General features: G+C 46.5%; 11 protein-coding genes. 4 read left to right on the top strand and 7 right to left on the bottom strand.

Annotation, left to right across the window (positions count from 1 at the left end; translation table 11 throughout):
- Window positions 1–69: 69 nt before the first annotated feature.
- The 4 genes from NSQ29_RS00540 to NSQ29_RS00525 form a co-directional block, all read right to left on the bottom strand.
- The gene (locus tag NSQ29_RS00540) at window positions 70–3027 is read right to left on the bottom strand and encodes a carbohydrate binding domain-containing protein (protein WP_341124081.1); all 2958 of its coding nucleotides are present in this window, start codon (window positions 3025–3027) and stop codon (window positions 70–72) included.
- Between the two features lie 263 nt (window positions 3028–3290).
- Entirely contained in the window at window positions 3291–3956 is a 666-nt protein-coding gene (locus NSQ29_RS00535) for an alpha/beta hydrolase (protein ID WP_042191649.1), read from the bottom strand.
- 151 nt (window positions 3957–4107) lie between these two features.
- Entirely contained in the window at window positions 4108–4689 is a 582-nt protein-coding gene (locus NSQ29_RS00530; RefSeq protein WP_339267080.1) for a hypothetical protein, read from the bottom strand.
- A gap of 18 nt (window positions 4690–4707) precedes the next feature.
- Complete coding sequence (locus NSQ29_RS00525; protein WP_042191654.1) at window positions 4708–5244, bottom strand: hypothetical protein; 537 nt, start codon at window positions 5242–5244, stop codon at window positions 4708–4710.
- A gap of 480 nt (window positions 5245–5724) precedes the next feature.
- On the opposite strand from NSQ29_RS00525, the gene NSQ29_RS00520 reads away from it, so the two are divergent.
- The 4 genes from NSQ29_RS00520 (at window position 5725) to NSQ29_RS00505 (ending at window position 12640) form a co-directional block, all read left to right on the top strand.
- Window positions 5725–7062, top strand: coding sequence for a DUF6385 domain-containing protein (locus NSQ29_RS00520; RefSeq protein WP_341124080.1), 1338 nt, complete (start codon window positions 5725–5727; stop codon window positions 7060–7062).
- 153 nt (window positions 7063–7215) lie between these two features.
- The gene (locus NSQ29_RS00515) at window positions 7216–9258 is read left to right on the top strand and encodes a glycosyltransferase (protein WP_341124079.1); all 2043 of its coding nucleotides are present in this window, start codon (window positions 7216–7218) and stop codon (window positions 9256–9258) included.
- Window positions 9255–10676, top strand: a complete 1422-nt coding sequence (locus tag NSQ29_RS00510; protein ID WP_341124078.1) for a tetratricopeptide repeat-containing glycosyltransferase family 2 protein — start codon at window positions 9255–9257, stop codon at window positions 10674–10676. Before NSQ29_RS00515 ends, NSQ29_RS00510 begins: the two co-directional genes overlap by 4 nt.
- 14 nt (window positions 10677–10690) lie before the next feature.
- Window positions 10691–12640, top strand: a complete 1950-nt coding sequence (locus NSQ29_RS00505) for a glycosyltransferase (protein WP_341124077.1) — start codon at window positions 10691–10693, stop codon at window positions 12638–12640.
- A gap of 26 nt (window positions 12641–12666) precedes the next feature.
- Here the strand turns inward: NSQ29_RS00505 and NSQ29_RS00500 are convergent, their stop codons facing one another.
- The 3 genes from NSQ29_RS00500 to NSQ29_RS00490 are packed head-to-tail and all read right to left on the bottom strand — an operon-like array spanning window position 12667 to window position 16048.
- Window positions 12667–13398, bottom strand: a complete 732-nt coding sequence (locus tag NSQ29_RS00500) for a glycosyltransferase (RefSeq protein WP_149645025.1) — start codon at window positions 13396–13398, stop codon at window positions 12667–12669.
- Window positions 13395–14597 carry a hypothetical protein gene (locus NSQ29_RS00495; protein WP_341124076.1) on the bottom strand — a complete coding sequence of 401 codons (1203 nt, stop codon included), beginning with the start codon at window positions 14595–14597 and terminating at the stop codon, window positions 13395–13397. Before NSQ29_RS00495 ends, NSQ29_RS00500 begins: the two co-directional genes overlap by 4 nt.
- Window positions 14594–16048, bottom strand: a complete 1455-nt coding sequence (locus tag NSQ29_RS00490; RefSeq protein ID WP_341124075.1) for a glycosyltransferase family 2 protein — start codon at window positions 16046–16048, stop codon at window positions 14594–14596. The genes NSQ29_RS00495 and NSQ29_RS00490 overlap by 4 nt, the downstream gene beginning before the upstream one ends.
- Window positions 16049–16069: the final 21 nt, after the last annotated feature.

Genomic DNA, 16069 nt, shown 5'->3' with positions numbered 1-16069 from the left:
AAGGAGCGGCCCCACACGGGGGCCGCTCCTTGGCATGTGAAAGGTATTTTGATCCACTCTTATAGTAACTTATAGATCTTTCCAACGCTGCACGGTCAGGTTCACTGTTTGTGCGCCGCCTGCTGGAGTAAGCGTTCGATTGGAAATGTCCGATCCGTTCGAGTTTACCTCCACATTAGTCCAAGTGCCCCGCGTAACTTTATATTGCACCGCTGTTCCTGCTGGTAAGCTCAGTGTGATGGAATACACCCCATCACTACCTTTAGTCAGTTGATAGGCTGGATCCGCTGCATTCCAGCTGTTGAAGGTACCGGTAAGATACACAGGTCCGCTCGCCGGAGTAGACGCTGGAACATTTACACGAAACGTCACACTGTCTGCTTGAGGTTCCCCTGCGCTGATACTTCCGTTCACAAGACTCCAGGTTCCAGCATCAAAATGGTAATTACTGCTGCCGTTGTTATCCCATGTACCACTGCCATTATTAAAGGCTGCGGTCAGTCCGGCTGCAGTGCCCAGCTGAATTGTGATCGACTTATATCCTGGGAAAGAAGAAGCTTGAAGCTGTTCACCAGGAGCCGTCGTCCAGACTGTCGCCCCATCCAGCTTGTAATGAATGTAAGAGCTGCTGTAAGCCGTATTCTTATAATAGATCGTTGCAGTGTTGCCAGTCGGTGTAGTCGTTGGTGTTGGTGTTGGGGTTACCATTGGCGTTGGCGTTGGGGTTACTGTCGGCGTTGGTGTCGGTGTTACTGTTGATGTTGGCGTTGGTGTCGGTGTTACTGTTGGTGTTGGCGTTGGTGTCACTGGTCCACCCGATGTAATACTTCCTGTTGGCGTATAAGTCCAGGTTCCAGTACCGAATAGATAGTTGCTCCCCCCGTTACTGTCCCATGTGCCACTGCCGTTGTTAAAGCATGCTTCAAGCTGGCTGGCGGAGCCGATATTAATTGTTATTTTGTTGTATCCGGCTACATCAGATACAGGTATAGCCACACCCGGAGATGTCGTCCATGTTCCTCCTACTGGGCGATAATGAATATAAGGCGAGGTATAACCTTGCTTATAGTAAATCGTGACACTGTTCCCTGCTGGTGTTGTAATAGACGCAATCGCACTAAGAAGAGATAGATTGCCTGCGGCATCAAATGCTTTTACCGTGTAGTTATAGGTAGTGCTAGCGGATAAACCATTGTCCGTATAGGAAGTAGTCGCCGTTGTGCCTACCTTGACACCATTACGATAAACTTCATATCCAGTTACGCCTACGTTGTCGGTAGAAGCCGTCCAGCTGATCAAAGCGCTAGATGCATTCTGAACAGTTGCCGTTACATTAGTCGGAGTAGTTGGAGGAACTGTTTCTGATGGTTGTTGTTGTTTCGCATAGATTTTGGCTGAATTCGCACCTACAGTTACAGTAATTTGCTTTCCAGTTACTCCGCCTGATTGTACAGTCACTGTATCTGCAGTATTCAGCTGATTATACAAAACTGTTCCTGCGGTCAAACTACTCTCGGCACGTAGCGGGATGGTTACCGTTTGCGAACCATTAGATTGATTACTAAATACAGAGATAGCTTCTTGACCTTGATTAGTTCCAGTGTCGATACGACGTGAGAAGGCATATAAGTTCTGTGCAGCCCACATTTCACGTTGAGTACCTGTACGTAGTGCTGGGTTATTTTTACGAATTTCATTAAGTTTGGCTACGTGCTTGTAGGTGCTGGCATTTTCATTAAAATAGTTCTCAATCACGTTTCCGCTTGCATCCCGTTTCACCATAGACCAACGGTTCCAAGTATCCGCAATACCTCCTGTCATGATCTGACTGTTGCCATTGCCTTTGTTCTGCTCTGTTCCTTGGAAGACAACCGGTGTTCCACGAACTGTAAAAATAAAGGTTAAAGCATTCTGCAGCTTATCAACGCTTCCCCCGGCTTCCGTTAGAAAACGGTTGCGGTCATGATTGTCGATAAAGGTAACCATGTGATTGGCATTCCCGTTGTAGTAGGAATCCTGTGCCAAGGTGCTTTTGATATTGGACTCAAAAGACTGCCCATAAGCAAAGCTGTTAAGTACGGAGAAGAACATTGGGAAATCGAGCATGCCCCATTCCTTATTGTTTCCGACCCAACGTGAGACAAATTCAGCATTTCCGTCGAAATTCTCGCCAAATGTATTAACGCCCAGATAATTTTGTAGCTCACCAATATCTGTTGGCTTCATCAGCTTGGCAGCATCCACACGCGCACCGTCAGCGCCTGTATAATCAAACCAGCCTTTGATGGAATCGAAGATCGCCTGCTTAGCCGCAGGAACATCGAAATCAATGTCATCTAGCCCGCCCAAATCATGATTCTCTAAGTAATCCTGCGCCCACTGATCATATCTTCCATCCGCTAGAGACCAGTTAATATCTCCATTATGGTGGTACCATGCCGGATTATTGAACGGAGCCACTGGCTGTAATGATGGGATATCATAATAGGCTTGGGAACCTAGCATATAATCACCGACGTGGTTTGGCACAACGTCAATCACTACTTTGATGCCAAGCGCATGTGCGGAATCCACAAGCTCCTTCAGCTTCTCCTTCGTTCCGAAATATGGATTGGCAGCGTTAGGGTTCTTAACGTTGTATCCGTGATAGGCTGTATTTTTACCGGTACCGTTGTTTTCCCGGTTAGTCATTTGTGGCTCAGCCACTGGGGAAATCCAAATCGCGGTATAGCCCATATTTTTAATATATGATAGCTTATCGATAATCCCCTGCCAGTCTCCGCCTTTCATATAACAGAAATCTTCCTCAGAGTTTTCTCCATAGCGAATTGCCGCACCAGTAGCATTGTTGGAAGTATCTCCATCATTAAATCGGTCAACCATAATCTGATAAATAGTGTCGTTCTCATTAATCGTGCCGATGCTTGCCGCTTCAGCTTTTTGCGGTGTTAAGACAAACAAATTAATCACGGTAGAAAGAAGAATAGATGTAATTAGAACGGGTACATACCATAACCTACGTTTCATTGCGTGCATCTCCCTCTCTTATTAAAGCGTATTCATAACACTCTAAAGCCTACTTCCTTGATTAAAAAACAAGCCCGCCCAGTGATGTCACTAATGTTTTTAACGTCTTTAACACAAAAAACAAATAATTTTAGGGAAACCGGTTTCCCAACTAAAAATTACCATGATTGTGAATGCGTTGTCAAGCTATAAAATTTAAAATTCCCAAGAAAAAGAGCCTCCTTATTGGGGGCTCTTTGGGGTTCATTATTCACCTTATATGCTTAGCTTCCTACACTCTGAATAAAATGCAGTACTTCATTCATAATCCGGTCCTTATCTTCACAATGACAAACCATATGACCACTGTTATCCACCATTATCACCTGTTTTTGGGCTGTAGGAATCGTATGCTGCAGGAAGTCAGCGCTTCGAGTCTTAACCAGATGATCTCGCTTACCCTGCACGATCAAGGTTGGAGTCTCAATATGCGGATAGATTGAAAAACTCTCCCGGACCAATCGTTGAAACTCTCTCGTCGCCCTTGGGGGCGTTGAAGTGAATTTATTAATATACGTTTTTAGCATGGAAAAGCTCCCAAGAGTCTTAAGAATCTCCACAGGATTCAGCGGAAATACGGGAGTGGACAATAAAGTAAGGGATTTGATCCAGGGTTTATACCGTACAGAAAGATGTGAAGCAATAAGGGCACCGGTAGAAAAGCCGATCAGATGAACACCTTCATCCGTCTTTAACAGCTCTGTCAATTCATCTTCAGCACTCTGTTGCCAATCATGTCGATCCGAATGCAATAAATCATTCCTGCTCCCCCCATGCCCTTTCAGGGTAAACGTTCTGGAACGGTAATTATGCTGCTCCATAAACTGGGACAAGGGAGAGATCTCATGCTCACCTCCGGTAAAGCCATGAATAAATAAACAACTTTCCATAATTGTCCCTCTTTTCACATTCCAATCTGACATGCAACTTTATTGTATAATGCCAATCCCCTTTATTTTCTATACATTCCACCCTTTTATGTAAAACCTCAACCCAAGTGATGTCAAGGTTCAGCTCTGTGAATGGTTCGCAGCAAGAACGCTATTGTTCCCACCAAAGAAGACCCAACGCTGAGGTAATCGTTAAACCTACGGCGGAGCTGGATGAGATTACGTTAGCACAAATAGCAGTCCCAGGCGGGACAATGATGCTGCCCGTAAAGTTCTGTGTGAAAGCCCCCGGTGCCAATTGATAATTGAAAAGCGTCGTTCCCCCGCTAATGGCTGCTGTGGAAGACTGAACGGTCATCGCACTCGTCGCCGAGCTGCCCAAATTATTATTCGTTGGCGTTAAGGTTGCTGGTGAAGTTAGCGTCCCTCCTTTTACAATTGTAAAGCTACCCGACATTGCTGATAGTAGAGAAGAACCGCCAATACTGCCGCTTATACGTGAGATATAAACAGTTTTTCCACTGCCTGAAGCATTACTAATCCGAATAGAAGCGATTGCGGAGATTAGACTAAGTACGACCAAACTAGACGCAGATGTGTTAGTTGAATACAAGACTGCAGCCTGCGAAGCGCTTATTTCAGGCGGCGCGCTAATATCTGGCGCTTGGAAGGTGTTCACCATATCCACATAAAGCGGTTGATCGTTGTCGTTAAATACAAATTGATTAGGCATATTTATCCCCTCCTGTTTCTAATATTCCCACCAGCTGATAGACGTTGTCGCCGCTGATGACCCCGATGCAATCGTTACGGAGGTAGTGATGGAATTTCCGGGAGGAACAACAATTTGTCCTGTAAAATCAACTATGACCGGACCGACCGCCAGCAATAGAGATACTAGAGTAGCCGGACCTCCAGTAGGCGCAGCCGTCGAGGTCCTTGCTGTCATAACACTGGTTAACGCACTGCCAAAATTATAATTAATCGGTGTGACGGTAGTTCCGGTGACCGTAGCATTCCGAAGTAGTGATAAAGTAACCGCCGCCGTCGCTGAGCTGGCAGTAACACGGGATACATATAAGGTACGCCCGCTTCCTCCCGGATTACTAATCTGAATAACTAACGGGGCAGCCGTCGTTACCGTAGAAGTAAATGGGATTCCAAACAATAACCCCGCCTTAGCTGCTCCCCCCTCAGGAGCTGAATCTATACCAGGTGCAACATACGTATTGACTTGTTCTGTAAAAAGTGGCTGGCTACTCTGATTGAATACTGAGTCGTTCGGCATGAGTTATCCTCCCCGTACTTAAGCTTATTCTATTTTATGCCACACTCAGTAACAGGTTGTGGGAATGTGCGTATATTGCTTTTTCTGCCCAATCACCCCCTATTTCCCACCATATATTAATATCACACCATTCGAATGGCTAAGGATTGTCCATATCGGTTTGCGGCTTATTGGACTGCGGTTTATTTTTAGGCTCAGGGCTCAAACGACGGTTTGGGCCTTTTCATGGATTGAGTTCCAGAAAGCCCGTAGGAAGTGAATGAAATCCATAACGGCCTGAGCTTAAAAAGCGCAGCAAAATAAAACAAAAAAAGCAGAGCTAAAACGATGATCTCTTACACATTAAGAATCAGGGAGATCACCCTGTTAGTCTCCGCCTCCACGCTACATTCAAAGGGTATTGGCAAGCAAGAATGTGTATACGTCCAAGCCCAGTCTTTTGGTATAACTCAATCATTTATAAGGAAAGGACGAGGAACTTTGCCTAACTATAGCTCTTTTCAAGCGAATCCTGATAATCTAAGAACGCTTATATTCGGCCGAGATGCCTCGCTGATTGATCATCCGCTCACTACAGATCCAAGCGGAAATCTAACAACGATTATTCTTGATGGTACAATTTCCAGCGTGCTTGGCGCTACGATTACTGCGGGTACCTTGTCCTCAGCAGGTACTATTACTAACATCCTTGACGGCACCATTTCCAGCGTACTTGGAGCTACCATTACTGCCGGTACTTTGTCCTCCGCAGGTACTATTACTAACATCCTTGAGGGCACCATTACCAGCGTACTTGGAGCTACCATTACTGCCGGTACTTTGTCCTCCGCAGGTACAGTTACCAACATCCTTAACGGCACCATTACTAGTGTGCTTGGTGCTACGATTACTGCCGGTACCTTGTCCTCCGCAGGTACTATTACTAATATCCTTGACGGGACTATCACTAGCGTGCTCGGCGCTACAATTACTGCCGGTACTTTGTCCTCCGCAGGTACCATTACAAACATCCTTAACGGCACCATTACTAGTGTGCTTGGCGCTACAATTACTGCCGGTACTTTGTCCTCCGCAGGTACTATTACTAACATCCTTGAGGGCACCATTACCAACGTGCTCGGCGCTACGATTACTTCGGGTACCTTGTCCTCCGCAGGTACTATTACTAACATCCTTGACGGCACCATTTCCAGCGTACTTGGAGCTACCATTACTGCCGGTACTTTGTCCTCCGCAGGTACTATTACTAACATCCTTGAGGGCACCATCACTAACGTGCTCGGAGCCACCATCACAGCGGGTACTTTGTCCTCAGCAGGTACAGTCACCAACATCTTAAACGGCACCATCACCAGCGTACTCGGAGCCACCATCACAGCCGGTACTCTATCTTCCGCAGGTACAGTCACCAACATTCTTAACGGCACCATCACTAGTGTGCTCGGAGCTACGATCACAGCTGGTACTCTAAGTAGTGTCACTTCTATTTCACAACGCAGCTTTATAGAACAGACCACTACAGGTATTGCGACTGCTAACACCTATACCTCTCTACCAGCCGTTACTACGAGCGTACTGGGAACGTATTCCTTCTTCATTAACAATACTGGGGCAAATCCGGTCAACACACGTGTGGAAATCAGTGCTGATGGAACGAACTATTTCGTCGATACCACAGGAGATAATCCTTTAGCAGCAGGCTCTATCGATGTCATAGTGCCAGCCAGATTCCTGAAATATACCCGCCTATCCTATCAATCAGCCAATTCAGGCTCTGCATCCACGATCAATGTAAGTTTCAATGCTCAGGGCACGTAATCCAGATGACCATCATATGTTGTAACAAGAAAGAGTACATGGATATCCATGTGCTTTTTCTTTAACTATAAGGACGCCGAAGGCGTTTATGCTTGTGTCAGCAGCTATACATATGTGCAACAAACACATAATGCTTTTCAAGGAGGAACAACCGTGAATAATATTACGCTTGGCGTCCACCTCATCGTAAAAGATGAAGCTGATCTCCTACCTCACTGTCTCGCAAGCGTAGCTGGTGCTGACGAAATTGTGATGATCGATACGGGCTCTACCGACGAATCCATAGCTATTGCCGAAGCGCACGGAGCTAGAGTCTTCCAACGGGAATGGACAGACGATTTCGCGGCAGCTCGTAATGAAGGGCTCGTTCATGCCTCAACAAATTGGATTCTTATCCTTGATGCCGATGAGTGCTTGCAGACCCCACTCACAGAACTCCGCAGCCTTCTGCAGAACACACAAGCTCAGGCTTTTACTGTAAACATTGATAACTGGGTTGGCGAACGACCTGAAGATAGGGTAAAACACAGTGCAGTCCGCTTATTCCGAAATGGACAGGGTTATCAATATAGTGGAAGAATTCATGAGGGAATTGACACTTCAATCCTTAGCAAACATAAACTCTCGGCGATTGAGCACAGTCAACTTGAGATTATACACTTTGGATATTTACCTGAAATCATGACACGAAAAGATAAAATCAATCGAAATAGACACCTGCTGCTCCTCGCTTTTACAGAATATCCGGATGATCCTTTCCACTCCTATAATTTGGCAGTAAACTTCTGTCAGGACGGTCGTCTTCTGGAAGCTGAGACGTTGCTTCGTCAAGGCCTTCACCATGTAGCACTCGAAGCCTTCTATCGTCCTACGATGATTAGGGATCTCTGTAAAATTTATCATGCTCAAGGAAAAATGAATGCGATTGACCCCCTACTGATGATTGAACTGGAGCGTTATGGCGACTATCCTGATTTGCATTTTTTGTTAGGGCAATCTTTGGAGAGCCAAGGCCTTTTGGAACGTGCGCTATTAGCTTATCAACATGCAGAGTCCATTCCTGAGCATGAGGTGCTTAGCGGAAAATATGTATGTGAACAAGGAATGAGTACCTTTCGCCCCCTATACCGGATGGGTTTAATCTCACAGCGGCTTGGTCTTCTTGAGGATGCTGCGAGATTTTTTCATCGTGCACTTCAACACCATTCTTTATATACGCCCGCCTTGCAGGGGATTGCTGCTGCTTTTCAACGCTTAGCTGTACCCGATGAGGAAATCGCCACTTTACTGATCCAACTCGTTCCCCCAACTACCTCAATCAGTAGATCCGCGATCATTGACAGTTTATATGCGATAAATGCTTATGAGACCATAGCTACCTTATCCCGAGATATTTTTCCATTGGAATTGGATACTGCATATAGAATCATCTCATCACTCATCATCACCGGCAAGCTAGAAGATGTGGGTACAGCTATAGGGCAGATGACCTCACTAGCTTCCCAAGATCACCTTGGTTTAGAGCATCAAAAGCAGTGGTATACTCTTTGGGCCATTTGCCAATGGGAACGATATGGAGAATTTAAAAAGGACTTGCTCAACCATATATCAGGTGAACTTCGTTCTGGACTGGAATACATTGAGCGATCCCAACGCCAACGAGTGGCATGTCCGGTAGAAATAGAGGTAGATCACATATATTCCTCATTCCTTTCCGACCTCATCGGGCAATCCGTAAAGCTGCATCAGCTCACACTTAGTCATACTTTAGTGGACTTGTTCCCTGCTTATCGATCTGAATTTGCCACAGCATTATATAAAGAAGGGAATTGGCAGGCCGCAGGAGAGGAATTTATTGTACTTGTTCGTGATAAGATCGCCGATGCAAGCGTGCTTTTTTATATTGGTGAGATGATCTTTGACAAAGGGCATTATTCCGAAGCCAGTGAATGGTTTCAGCAAGCGCTGGAACAAGAGCCTGAGCATGAATCCGCAAGAATCGGCTTATCCCTCTGTTATCTTCAGCAAGCGAAGCTGAGTATGGAAGATGCTCTACAAAGTTTAAAGGATGCCCATGCTCATGGCCCCTTGCAGGAGGATATCGGAGCTATCCGTAAATCCATTACCTTGCTAAATCGTACATCTTGGCACACTCAGTGGAGCTTCCGTCAGAGCGAAGGGAGGTCATCCCTATGAACCACTCAAGAAGAAAGCCACTAATTTCCTTATGCATGATCGTTAAGAACGAAGGAGATAGCTTGAGCCAATGTTTAAAAAGCGTACGCGGAGTCGTCGATGAGATCATTGTAGTCGATACTGGATCCAACGACGCCACGGTTCAAATTGCCCTAAGCTTCGGGGCCAAAATCATACAACACCCTTGGAGCGGCGACTTTGCTGCTGCCCGCAACGCGGGTCTCCAGCAGGCCCATGGACAATGGATTCTTGTTCTAGATGGAGATGAGGAATTAAGTGAGGAGAGCAAGGGAGAATTACTGCTATGTGCCGAGCATATGGAGTACGAGGCATTTTTCCTACGCATTCATAATCATAAAGGGCTAACCCCCGCTTCACAGACGATCACCGTCAATCCGATTATTCGGATGTTTCGTAATCGCCCTAAGTACCGGTTTAGCGGTATCATTCATGAACAGATCGCTGAGGCTATCATAACAGCTACACCCCAGGCACCGATGCATTTGACCACTGTAGTCATCCATCATTATGGTTACGCAGAAGGGGTAGTCGTCAAGAAAGATAAAATCAAACGAAATGTCGAGCTGCTGAAAGAGCAGCTAAGGTTAAATCCTAAAGATCCTTTCCACCATTTTAATATGGCTGTTGAGTATATGCGTCTGGGGGAGTATCAACCTGCTCTAAAACATATCCAACAATCACTAGAAGAGGCACCGCCTGATACAAGTTACATCCACCTGCTGCACAAATATGAAATTCGCTCGCTTGCAGAATTAAAAGATTATCCTGGGGCGCTTGCAGCTTGTGACCGTGGGATTAGCTCACATCCGGATTACCCAGACTTAGCTCATATCAAAGGGGCTCTACTCTTACAATTAGGTGCCTTTGCAGAAGCCAAAGTATCGTTGCTACAAGCGCTGGTCATCGGAGCTGCTCCTCCCGGCTACCATACTGAGGCTGGATTCGGTTCATATTTAACCTATTATATGCTGGGTCAATTATGTGAAGAGATGGGTGATGAGACCGAAGCCATTGCTTGTTACACCAAAACCGCACAGCTTCATCCCGAACCTACTCCCGTCATTGCCCGGCTACTACGAGCCCTGAAATGTGCAGGTCGTGAGAGTGAGATTTACGGTTGGTTCCACGCTCATCTGCCAGACTACACAGTGACTAAGAACAGGATTCTCCTAGAATTATTACAGAGTGAGGGATGTAATGAAGCAGCCGCACAGCTGATAAATGCCACAGAGCAGCCCATTTCTATAGAAGTGGCATTTAATCAAGCATCTGAGCAGGGGCGTTCACAGATTGTGTTAGCGGATCGTCTGCTTGCTTCATTATCCTCTTCTGCTACCTATTCACCAGCGGTCAAAAGAGTACGCCTAGCTCTTCCGCTTCCCAAAGTTTCAGAATAGGAGGGACGTTTCCTATGACCACACCCGATATCACACTTTGTATGATCATTAAGAATGAGGCGAACCACCTGGAGAAATGCCTGTCTTCTGTGCAAGGAATCGTATCAGAAATCATCATTGTGGATACCGGGTCTGAGGATAATAGCATAGACATAGCAACTAAGTTCGGTGCAAAGATCATCGATATGACTTGGGAGAATGATTTCTCGAAAGCACGAAACCTAAGTCTGAAGCATGCAACTTCCTCTTGGATTCTAGTACTTGATGCCGATGAGGCTGTAGATCATTGGAGGAGGGAGCAGCTCCAGCACCTGCTGGACGCAGCGCATATTCACGGATATTGGCTACCCATTATCCACTATATCGGTGACGCCCCTGAAGCGGATTTTGTTACCGATCATGTCTGCCGCCTGTTCAGAAACGATAAAAGAATCATCTTTCGTGGAATCATTCATGAGGAGACGGCCAGCAGCATTTGGGAGCTTCCTGCGGGGGAGATCGCTTACGCTGAATTGCGTATTTATCACTACGGTTATTTAGAGGATGAACTACAGCACAAAAATAAATACCAGCGCAATTTAGCTCTCATCAATAGTGGTCTGCAGCTTCAACCGAACCATCTAATCCTTCGTTATGCACTAGGGGTAGAGCATTATCAACAGGAACAATATCATGCAGCGGCAGATGTACTTCTTCCATTACTCGCTGATGTTCCAACCCAATCCGGGTATGCCTCCGATATTTATCTAAAGACTGCCTATGCCTTACAACGATGTAACAGGCAGCAGGAATCTGAGGAAGTCTTTCATGCGGGGAGCTTATTGTTTCCTGATTTCACTGATTTATTAGAGGGCTATGCTGCTTTGTTGCTCGAACAAGGACAGCTTAGACAAGCTAGACACTTCTTGCAGCAAGCACTGAAGAGCCGGGATACAGCACATCCATATCCATCTTCTTCGGGAAGTGGAACGTATCGAACAGAACTACTAGCGGGCAGAGTATGCGAGAAGTTATTTCTATATCCAAACGCGCGGAAACACTACGAGGCTGCTATACAATTCAAACCAGATTATACGGATGCGTGGAAACAGCTTGTCCCACTAAGCCTGCTATCTGGAGAGAGGTTAAGTATGATCGCATTGACCCGCTGCCATATCCACGCTCTCTCACCAATTACCTTAGGCTGTCTTGTGCCCGCGGCGCTCAATGCTCGTGACTTTGAATGGCTGGTCACTCTCTCTTTTGCTTCGCAGCTACCGTTAGCCGTTCAAACCATTGTGCAGGCTTTCCTTGATTGTACTCAGCAGCAAGAGGGGGAACACACCCTAGCACCGCTTGAGCAGCTGCTTCATAATCCATCTGTTCTCTCCGAACGTTCATCTATACTCGGTTATCTCTGGGCTTTGTCTTGCCGTGCTGGAGATACTGAATCAGCCATGAAGTGGCTTATCTCCATATCGCCATACAGACCGGGGATGCTAACAATTCATCATATCTTAACAAGCCGTTCTGACATTAAGCCTGCTCTTCCTGATCTGAGCTACGCTATACAATTGCTGCTTCAGGTCGGTGCTTGGGATAGTGTATTATCGCTTTATCGACAATCAGAGGGCTCTTTATTCCAGTGGTGCAAGCTGCCACAGCCCTTATACTATGGATTGCTTGAGGCTCCTATCCCCGTAAAGAAACAGTGGTGTTCCATCTATCTCAGTCAAACCCCTCATTATAATGCTTCGACGGACTGCGCCGAATGGCTATTATATGTGGCAATAGCTTACTCCTGTGGGGAAACTCCAAAGATCGCTCAATCAGATGAAATGGCTTTGGGCAGAATCGGGGGAACTACCGCTGCAGTCGGTCTCTCATACTACAAGCTCATACTCGCGGCAAAAGCTTATCCCCATGGGATTTCCACAGGTCAAATTCCATGGGGGCTGCTCGTTAGATCTGCCAGTCAGACCTAACCGACTGGCAGATTCGGATTTGAGAGCTATTCTTTCCATTCGATCAAATGGGGCTGCTCATCTAGAATGGACTGGTACTGCTCCAGACTCCCCCAGCGCCCCTCTGGATCAAGCTCCATATAACGCGAGTATTTAAGTCTAAGCTCTTCCGGCGGAACCGCCCATCCATAATGCTTCACCCGCAGTTCGGCAAGAAAACCCGGCAATACAGAGTAAGAAAGCGGCAGCCTAGGAACATGATGATCCATTTTCGGGAAGAAATAATGAAAATTCGGCAAATATCGGACAAGTGTACGAGTATGCTTCGTATGGATATTCCAATGTTCATCTTCACGATAATGGGTGGTGCCCCCCCAGAAATCAAATAGCCGGAAAGATACCCAGTCATACACATCCTGATCAATCAGCCGTCTCATCTCCCGTTTAGCTGCCTCTTCATAGAACTCATCAGCGTCTACAGACAGGAGCCAATCCGGATTCGTAGATACCGCCAAATCCCATAATATCTGCCTTAGCTCCCACTCCCGATTAAACAAGGAGGTCTCCAGTGTCACAAGCTTCGTAACCTTGGCAAAAGAACGACATAACTGTGCCGTATGATCTGTACTTCCATCATCAACAACTACAATATCATCCACAAACTCACTCAGTTCTTCAAGTACCTGCTCCAGATACCTTCCAGCTTCGTTTCGAACCTGCATCATAGCGGTCAAGCGGTTACCTGCTGTTTTGCGGAGAGGCCATCTATGACTACTCATTCCTCCACTCTCCTTTTCAATCGTTTTACCGCCTCTTCTAGATCTGCCATCTCTGATAAAAGCGGCCACGCCTGATTGTCTTGCCCTGCCGCATTCAAGAAGCTGCGTATAGCCTCATGTCGTCTGCCATGTAGCAAGTGTATTGTGCCTTCTATAACCCCATCTACACTTCCCTCCAAATCTTGCTGAAGCTCTAGCGCTTTCTCCCATTGGAAGGTCCGAATATAATTCTGAATCAATAACATCTTCGCCTCTGAGGTAGTGAGCGAACTCAGAATCCGTACTGCCGCAGCTTCATCCTCATTCAAGCGAAACAGCTCTGCCCGGACAAGTTCGTACTGCCCGGAGTGAAGCCAGCCCCGCAGCCTTTCCGCATCCCGCTTCTCCTCAGCTGTAAATGCCGTAATCGTATATTGTTGAACAGCTGTTTCCAAATCCCCAGTCTTACCCTCTATAGCCGAAAAAAAGCGAAAATGTGAATGAAGGCAATCTAAATATTCATACAGCACCATGAGCTCAAAGGATTGCGCCAGATAGCGGTTTGCTACGGAATCCCCCAACAAGTACAGATAGGAAGCTGCCAAGTAATGTACAACAGGTTGACTGGGCAGCTTAGCACACATGGAAATGTAATAGTCCGCCCGCAACTCAAGCTGTATAGTAACCCAATCAGCAGGTGATATCGTTGAATCCTGCCACAAGTTCACTATGGCCTTCCTCCACAGCACCTCATAATCCGTAAGAAAATACAGCCGATCTCCCTGAAAGGTAGCTCCATAGGATTCCTGCTGATCCCCGCCGAGATAGAGCACACCTTCCCTGCGTAAGCTCTGCTCTAGATATATCCGTTCAGATCGGGTGGCTACAAGGTCAGCTTTTGCGCCAAGCAAACCGCTGTATTTATCCCATAAACACTTCTTTTCTTCTTCCGGACAACGTTCTAGTAGAGCCACTACATAAGCTGCCTGCAAGGAGAGAACCTCTGAGAGCCAATAAGGAGAAGAGACAAGAATCGTGTATTGCTTCATGTTCAAAGAATAAATATCTGCAGCCGCAACTGCCCTAATCTGATTGTTAGTCTGCTGCTCATTGGTCATTCGTCCAGCAAAGCAGACCCCTTCCCGGTCGGGAAGAAGTTCTAGCAATCTTTTATATTCATAGTCCTCCCAAGAACCTCCGCTTAGAATTAAATATTTCATGGGTGTGCCTCCTTGGAATCGGACAAATCCCCAATATAGCCTATTACCAGAGAGGCATTAGGGTGAAGCAGCAATTGACGGGAAGTAAACTTCCTGTTGCTAATCATCCCAGGCACGATCCCTCCTTTGTAAGCAACACGTTCAAGAGGTAGTGTGAACGCTGAATCTCCCCCTGCAAGCAAATGAACCCCCGCTTCCTCCATTTCAGTCGATAAACTTACGATCAGATCAGCGGAGCCTTGGGTTATGGCCTTCACCACCCGCTCAATATAATGTTTCTCATATTGGATAGAAGTGGACAAATACAGAATGATCTCACTCTCATATAATGCAGATGCGTTCTTTAACGCCCGTAGCCATACATCCTCACCATGAACCGTTATCACTACATCATGTTCGCTAACCGGAAACTCAGGAGCAGCGTCCACCAAAGTATCTCTGATCCAAACCCAGCGAATATACTTGTAGCTCTGCTGCTCCCGTGCAGCTATCCATTGCTCCTTCAGCTCATCACAATCCCAAGCTTCATCACAATACACTATGGCCGTTACCAACGGAGAAGCCAAGGGTATCCTGCCCAATGGTATAACCGGCTGTGGAGATTTTAAGGATTCAGTAGGCGGTACTAAAAGTCCTTCGTTCTCTATCCCGCTTTCAAGTGCCCATTTCTTGTAGTATGTCTGCCAGCCATTCGTCTGTTTGGATTCGTCCTTCGTTCTCAGGTATCTATCCAGTGACTGAATAGCATGAACATACACAGCTTCACTCAGTGCCAGTTTCGCTCCAATCTGCCGCGCTCGGAGACACCAGTCAGCTATCATGAGATGCCGCGCTTGAAGCGAGGTGTCAAAGCCGCCAATTCGCTGAATCAATTCCTTAGTGAATAGAAGACAAGATCCGGTTAGCACTTCCACCTCGCGCCATTCGCCTTGATACCGCCCAAGACTGTAGCTTACATGCTCAGCTAATTCATGATGAGTACCAAAGTGAAGCCGTTTCTTCCCTTCCCCTCTCTCGGTAGAAGAACGCGGAGCAATGACTCTAACGGAAGCATCATCAAAGGAAGCCCACATTAACTCGCTTAACCAGCCAGGCGATACCATAATCGAATCTTCAAGCAGAACAGCAAAGGTGGTCTCGATATGGGCCAGAGCTAGGTTGGGCATATACTCCTCCTTCTCATAGGGTAGGAAGAGCACTGGTTCCTCTGGCGAGAACTGTCTTGCTAATACCTCCATGGGGAAATCGGGCGTCATTGAAACAGCAATAATGCGCACAGCCACTCCTGAGTAGCGCAGCAACAGGGGTAAACAGACCCTGGCACATTCCATACGGCTAAGCTCAACTACAATAGAAATCCCATCTTCACTTGGCAAGGGTAAAAGTCCGGCACGTTCAAGGAAACCATATCTCCCTGCCAAGCGTTCCATATTCAGCGATTCATGTGACATTTGGACTCACGCTCCATTTAT

Origin of the sequence: Paenibacillus sp. FSL F4-0236 (genome assembly GCF_038000135.1) — a bacterium.
In the GTDB taxonomy this organism is placed as follows: Bacteria; Bacillota; Bacilli; order Paenibacillales; family Paenibacillaceae; genus Paenibacillus_AQ.
The sequence above is the reverse complement of the archived record's forward strand: the minus strand, read 5'-3'. Positions and strand labels throughout refer to the sequence as shown.

Bases quoted from the DNA above. Each gene is read 5' to 3' on its own strand.
- NSQ29_RS00540 (WP_341124081.1), bottom strand. From the start codon at position 3,027: ATGAAACGTAGGTTATGGTATGTACCCGTTCTAATTACATCTATTCTT.
- NSQ29_RS00535 (WP_042191649.1), bottom strand. From the start codon at position 3,956: ATGGAAAGTTGTTTATTTATTCATGGCTTTACCGGAGGTGAGCATGAG.
- NSQ29_RS00530 (WP_339267080.1), bottom strand. From the start codon at position 4,689: ATGCCTAATCAATTTGTATTTAACGACAACGATCAACCGCTTTATGTG.
- NSQ29_RS00525 (WP_042191654.1), bottom strand. From the start codon at position 5,244: ATGCCGAACGACTCAGTATTCAATCAGAGTAGCCAGCCACTTTTTACA.
- NSQ29_RS00510 (WP_341124078.1), top strand. From the start codon at position 9,255: ATGAACCACTCAAGAAGAAAGCCACTAATTTCCTTATGCATGATCGTT.
- NSQ29_RS00505 (WP_341124077.1), top strand. From the start codon at position 10,691: ATGACCACACCCGATATCACACTTTGTATGATCATTAAGAATGAGGCG.
- NSQ29_RS00500 (WP_149645025.1), bottom strand. From the start codon at position 13,398: ATGAGTAGTCATAGATGGCCTCTCCGCAAAACAGCAGGTAACCGCTTG.
- NSQ29_RS00495 (WP_341124076.1), bottom strand. From the start codon at position 14,597: ATGAAATATTTAATTCTAAGCGGAGGTTCTTGGGAGGACTATGAATAT.
- NSQ29_RS00490 (WP_341124075.1), bottom strand. From the start codon at position 16,048: ATGTCACATGAATCGCTGAATATGGAACGCTTGGCAGGGAGATATGGT.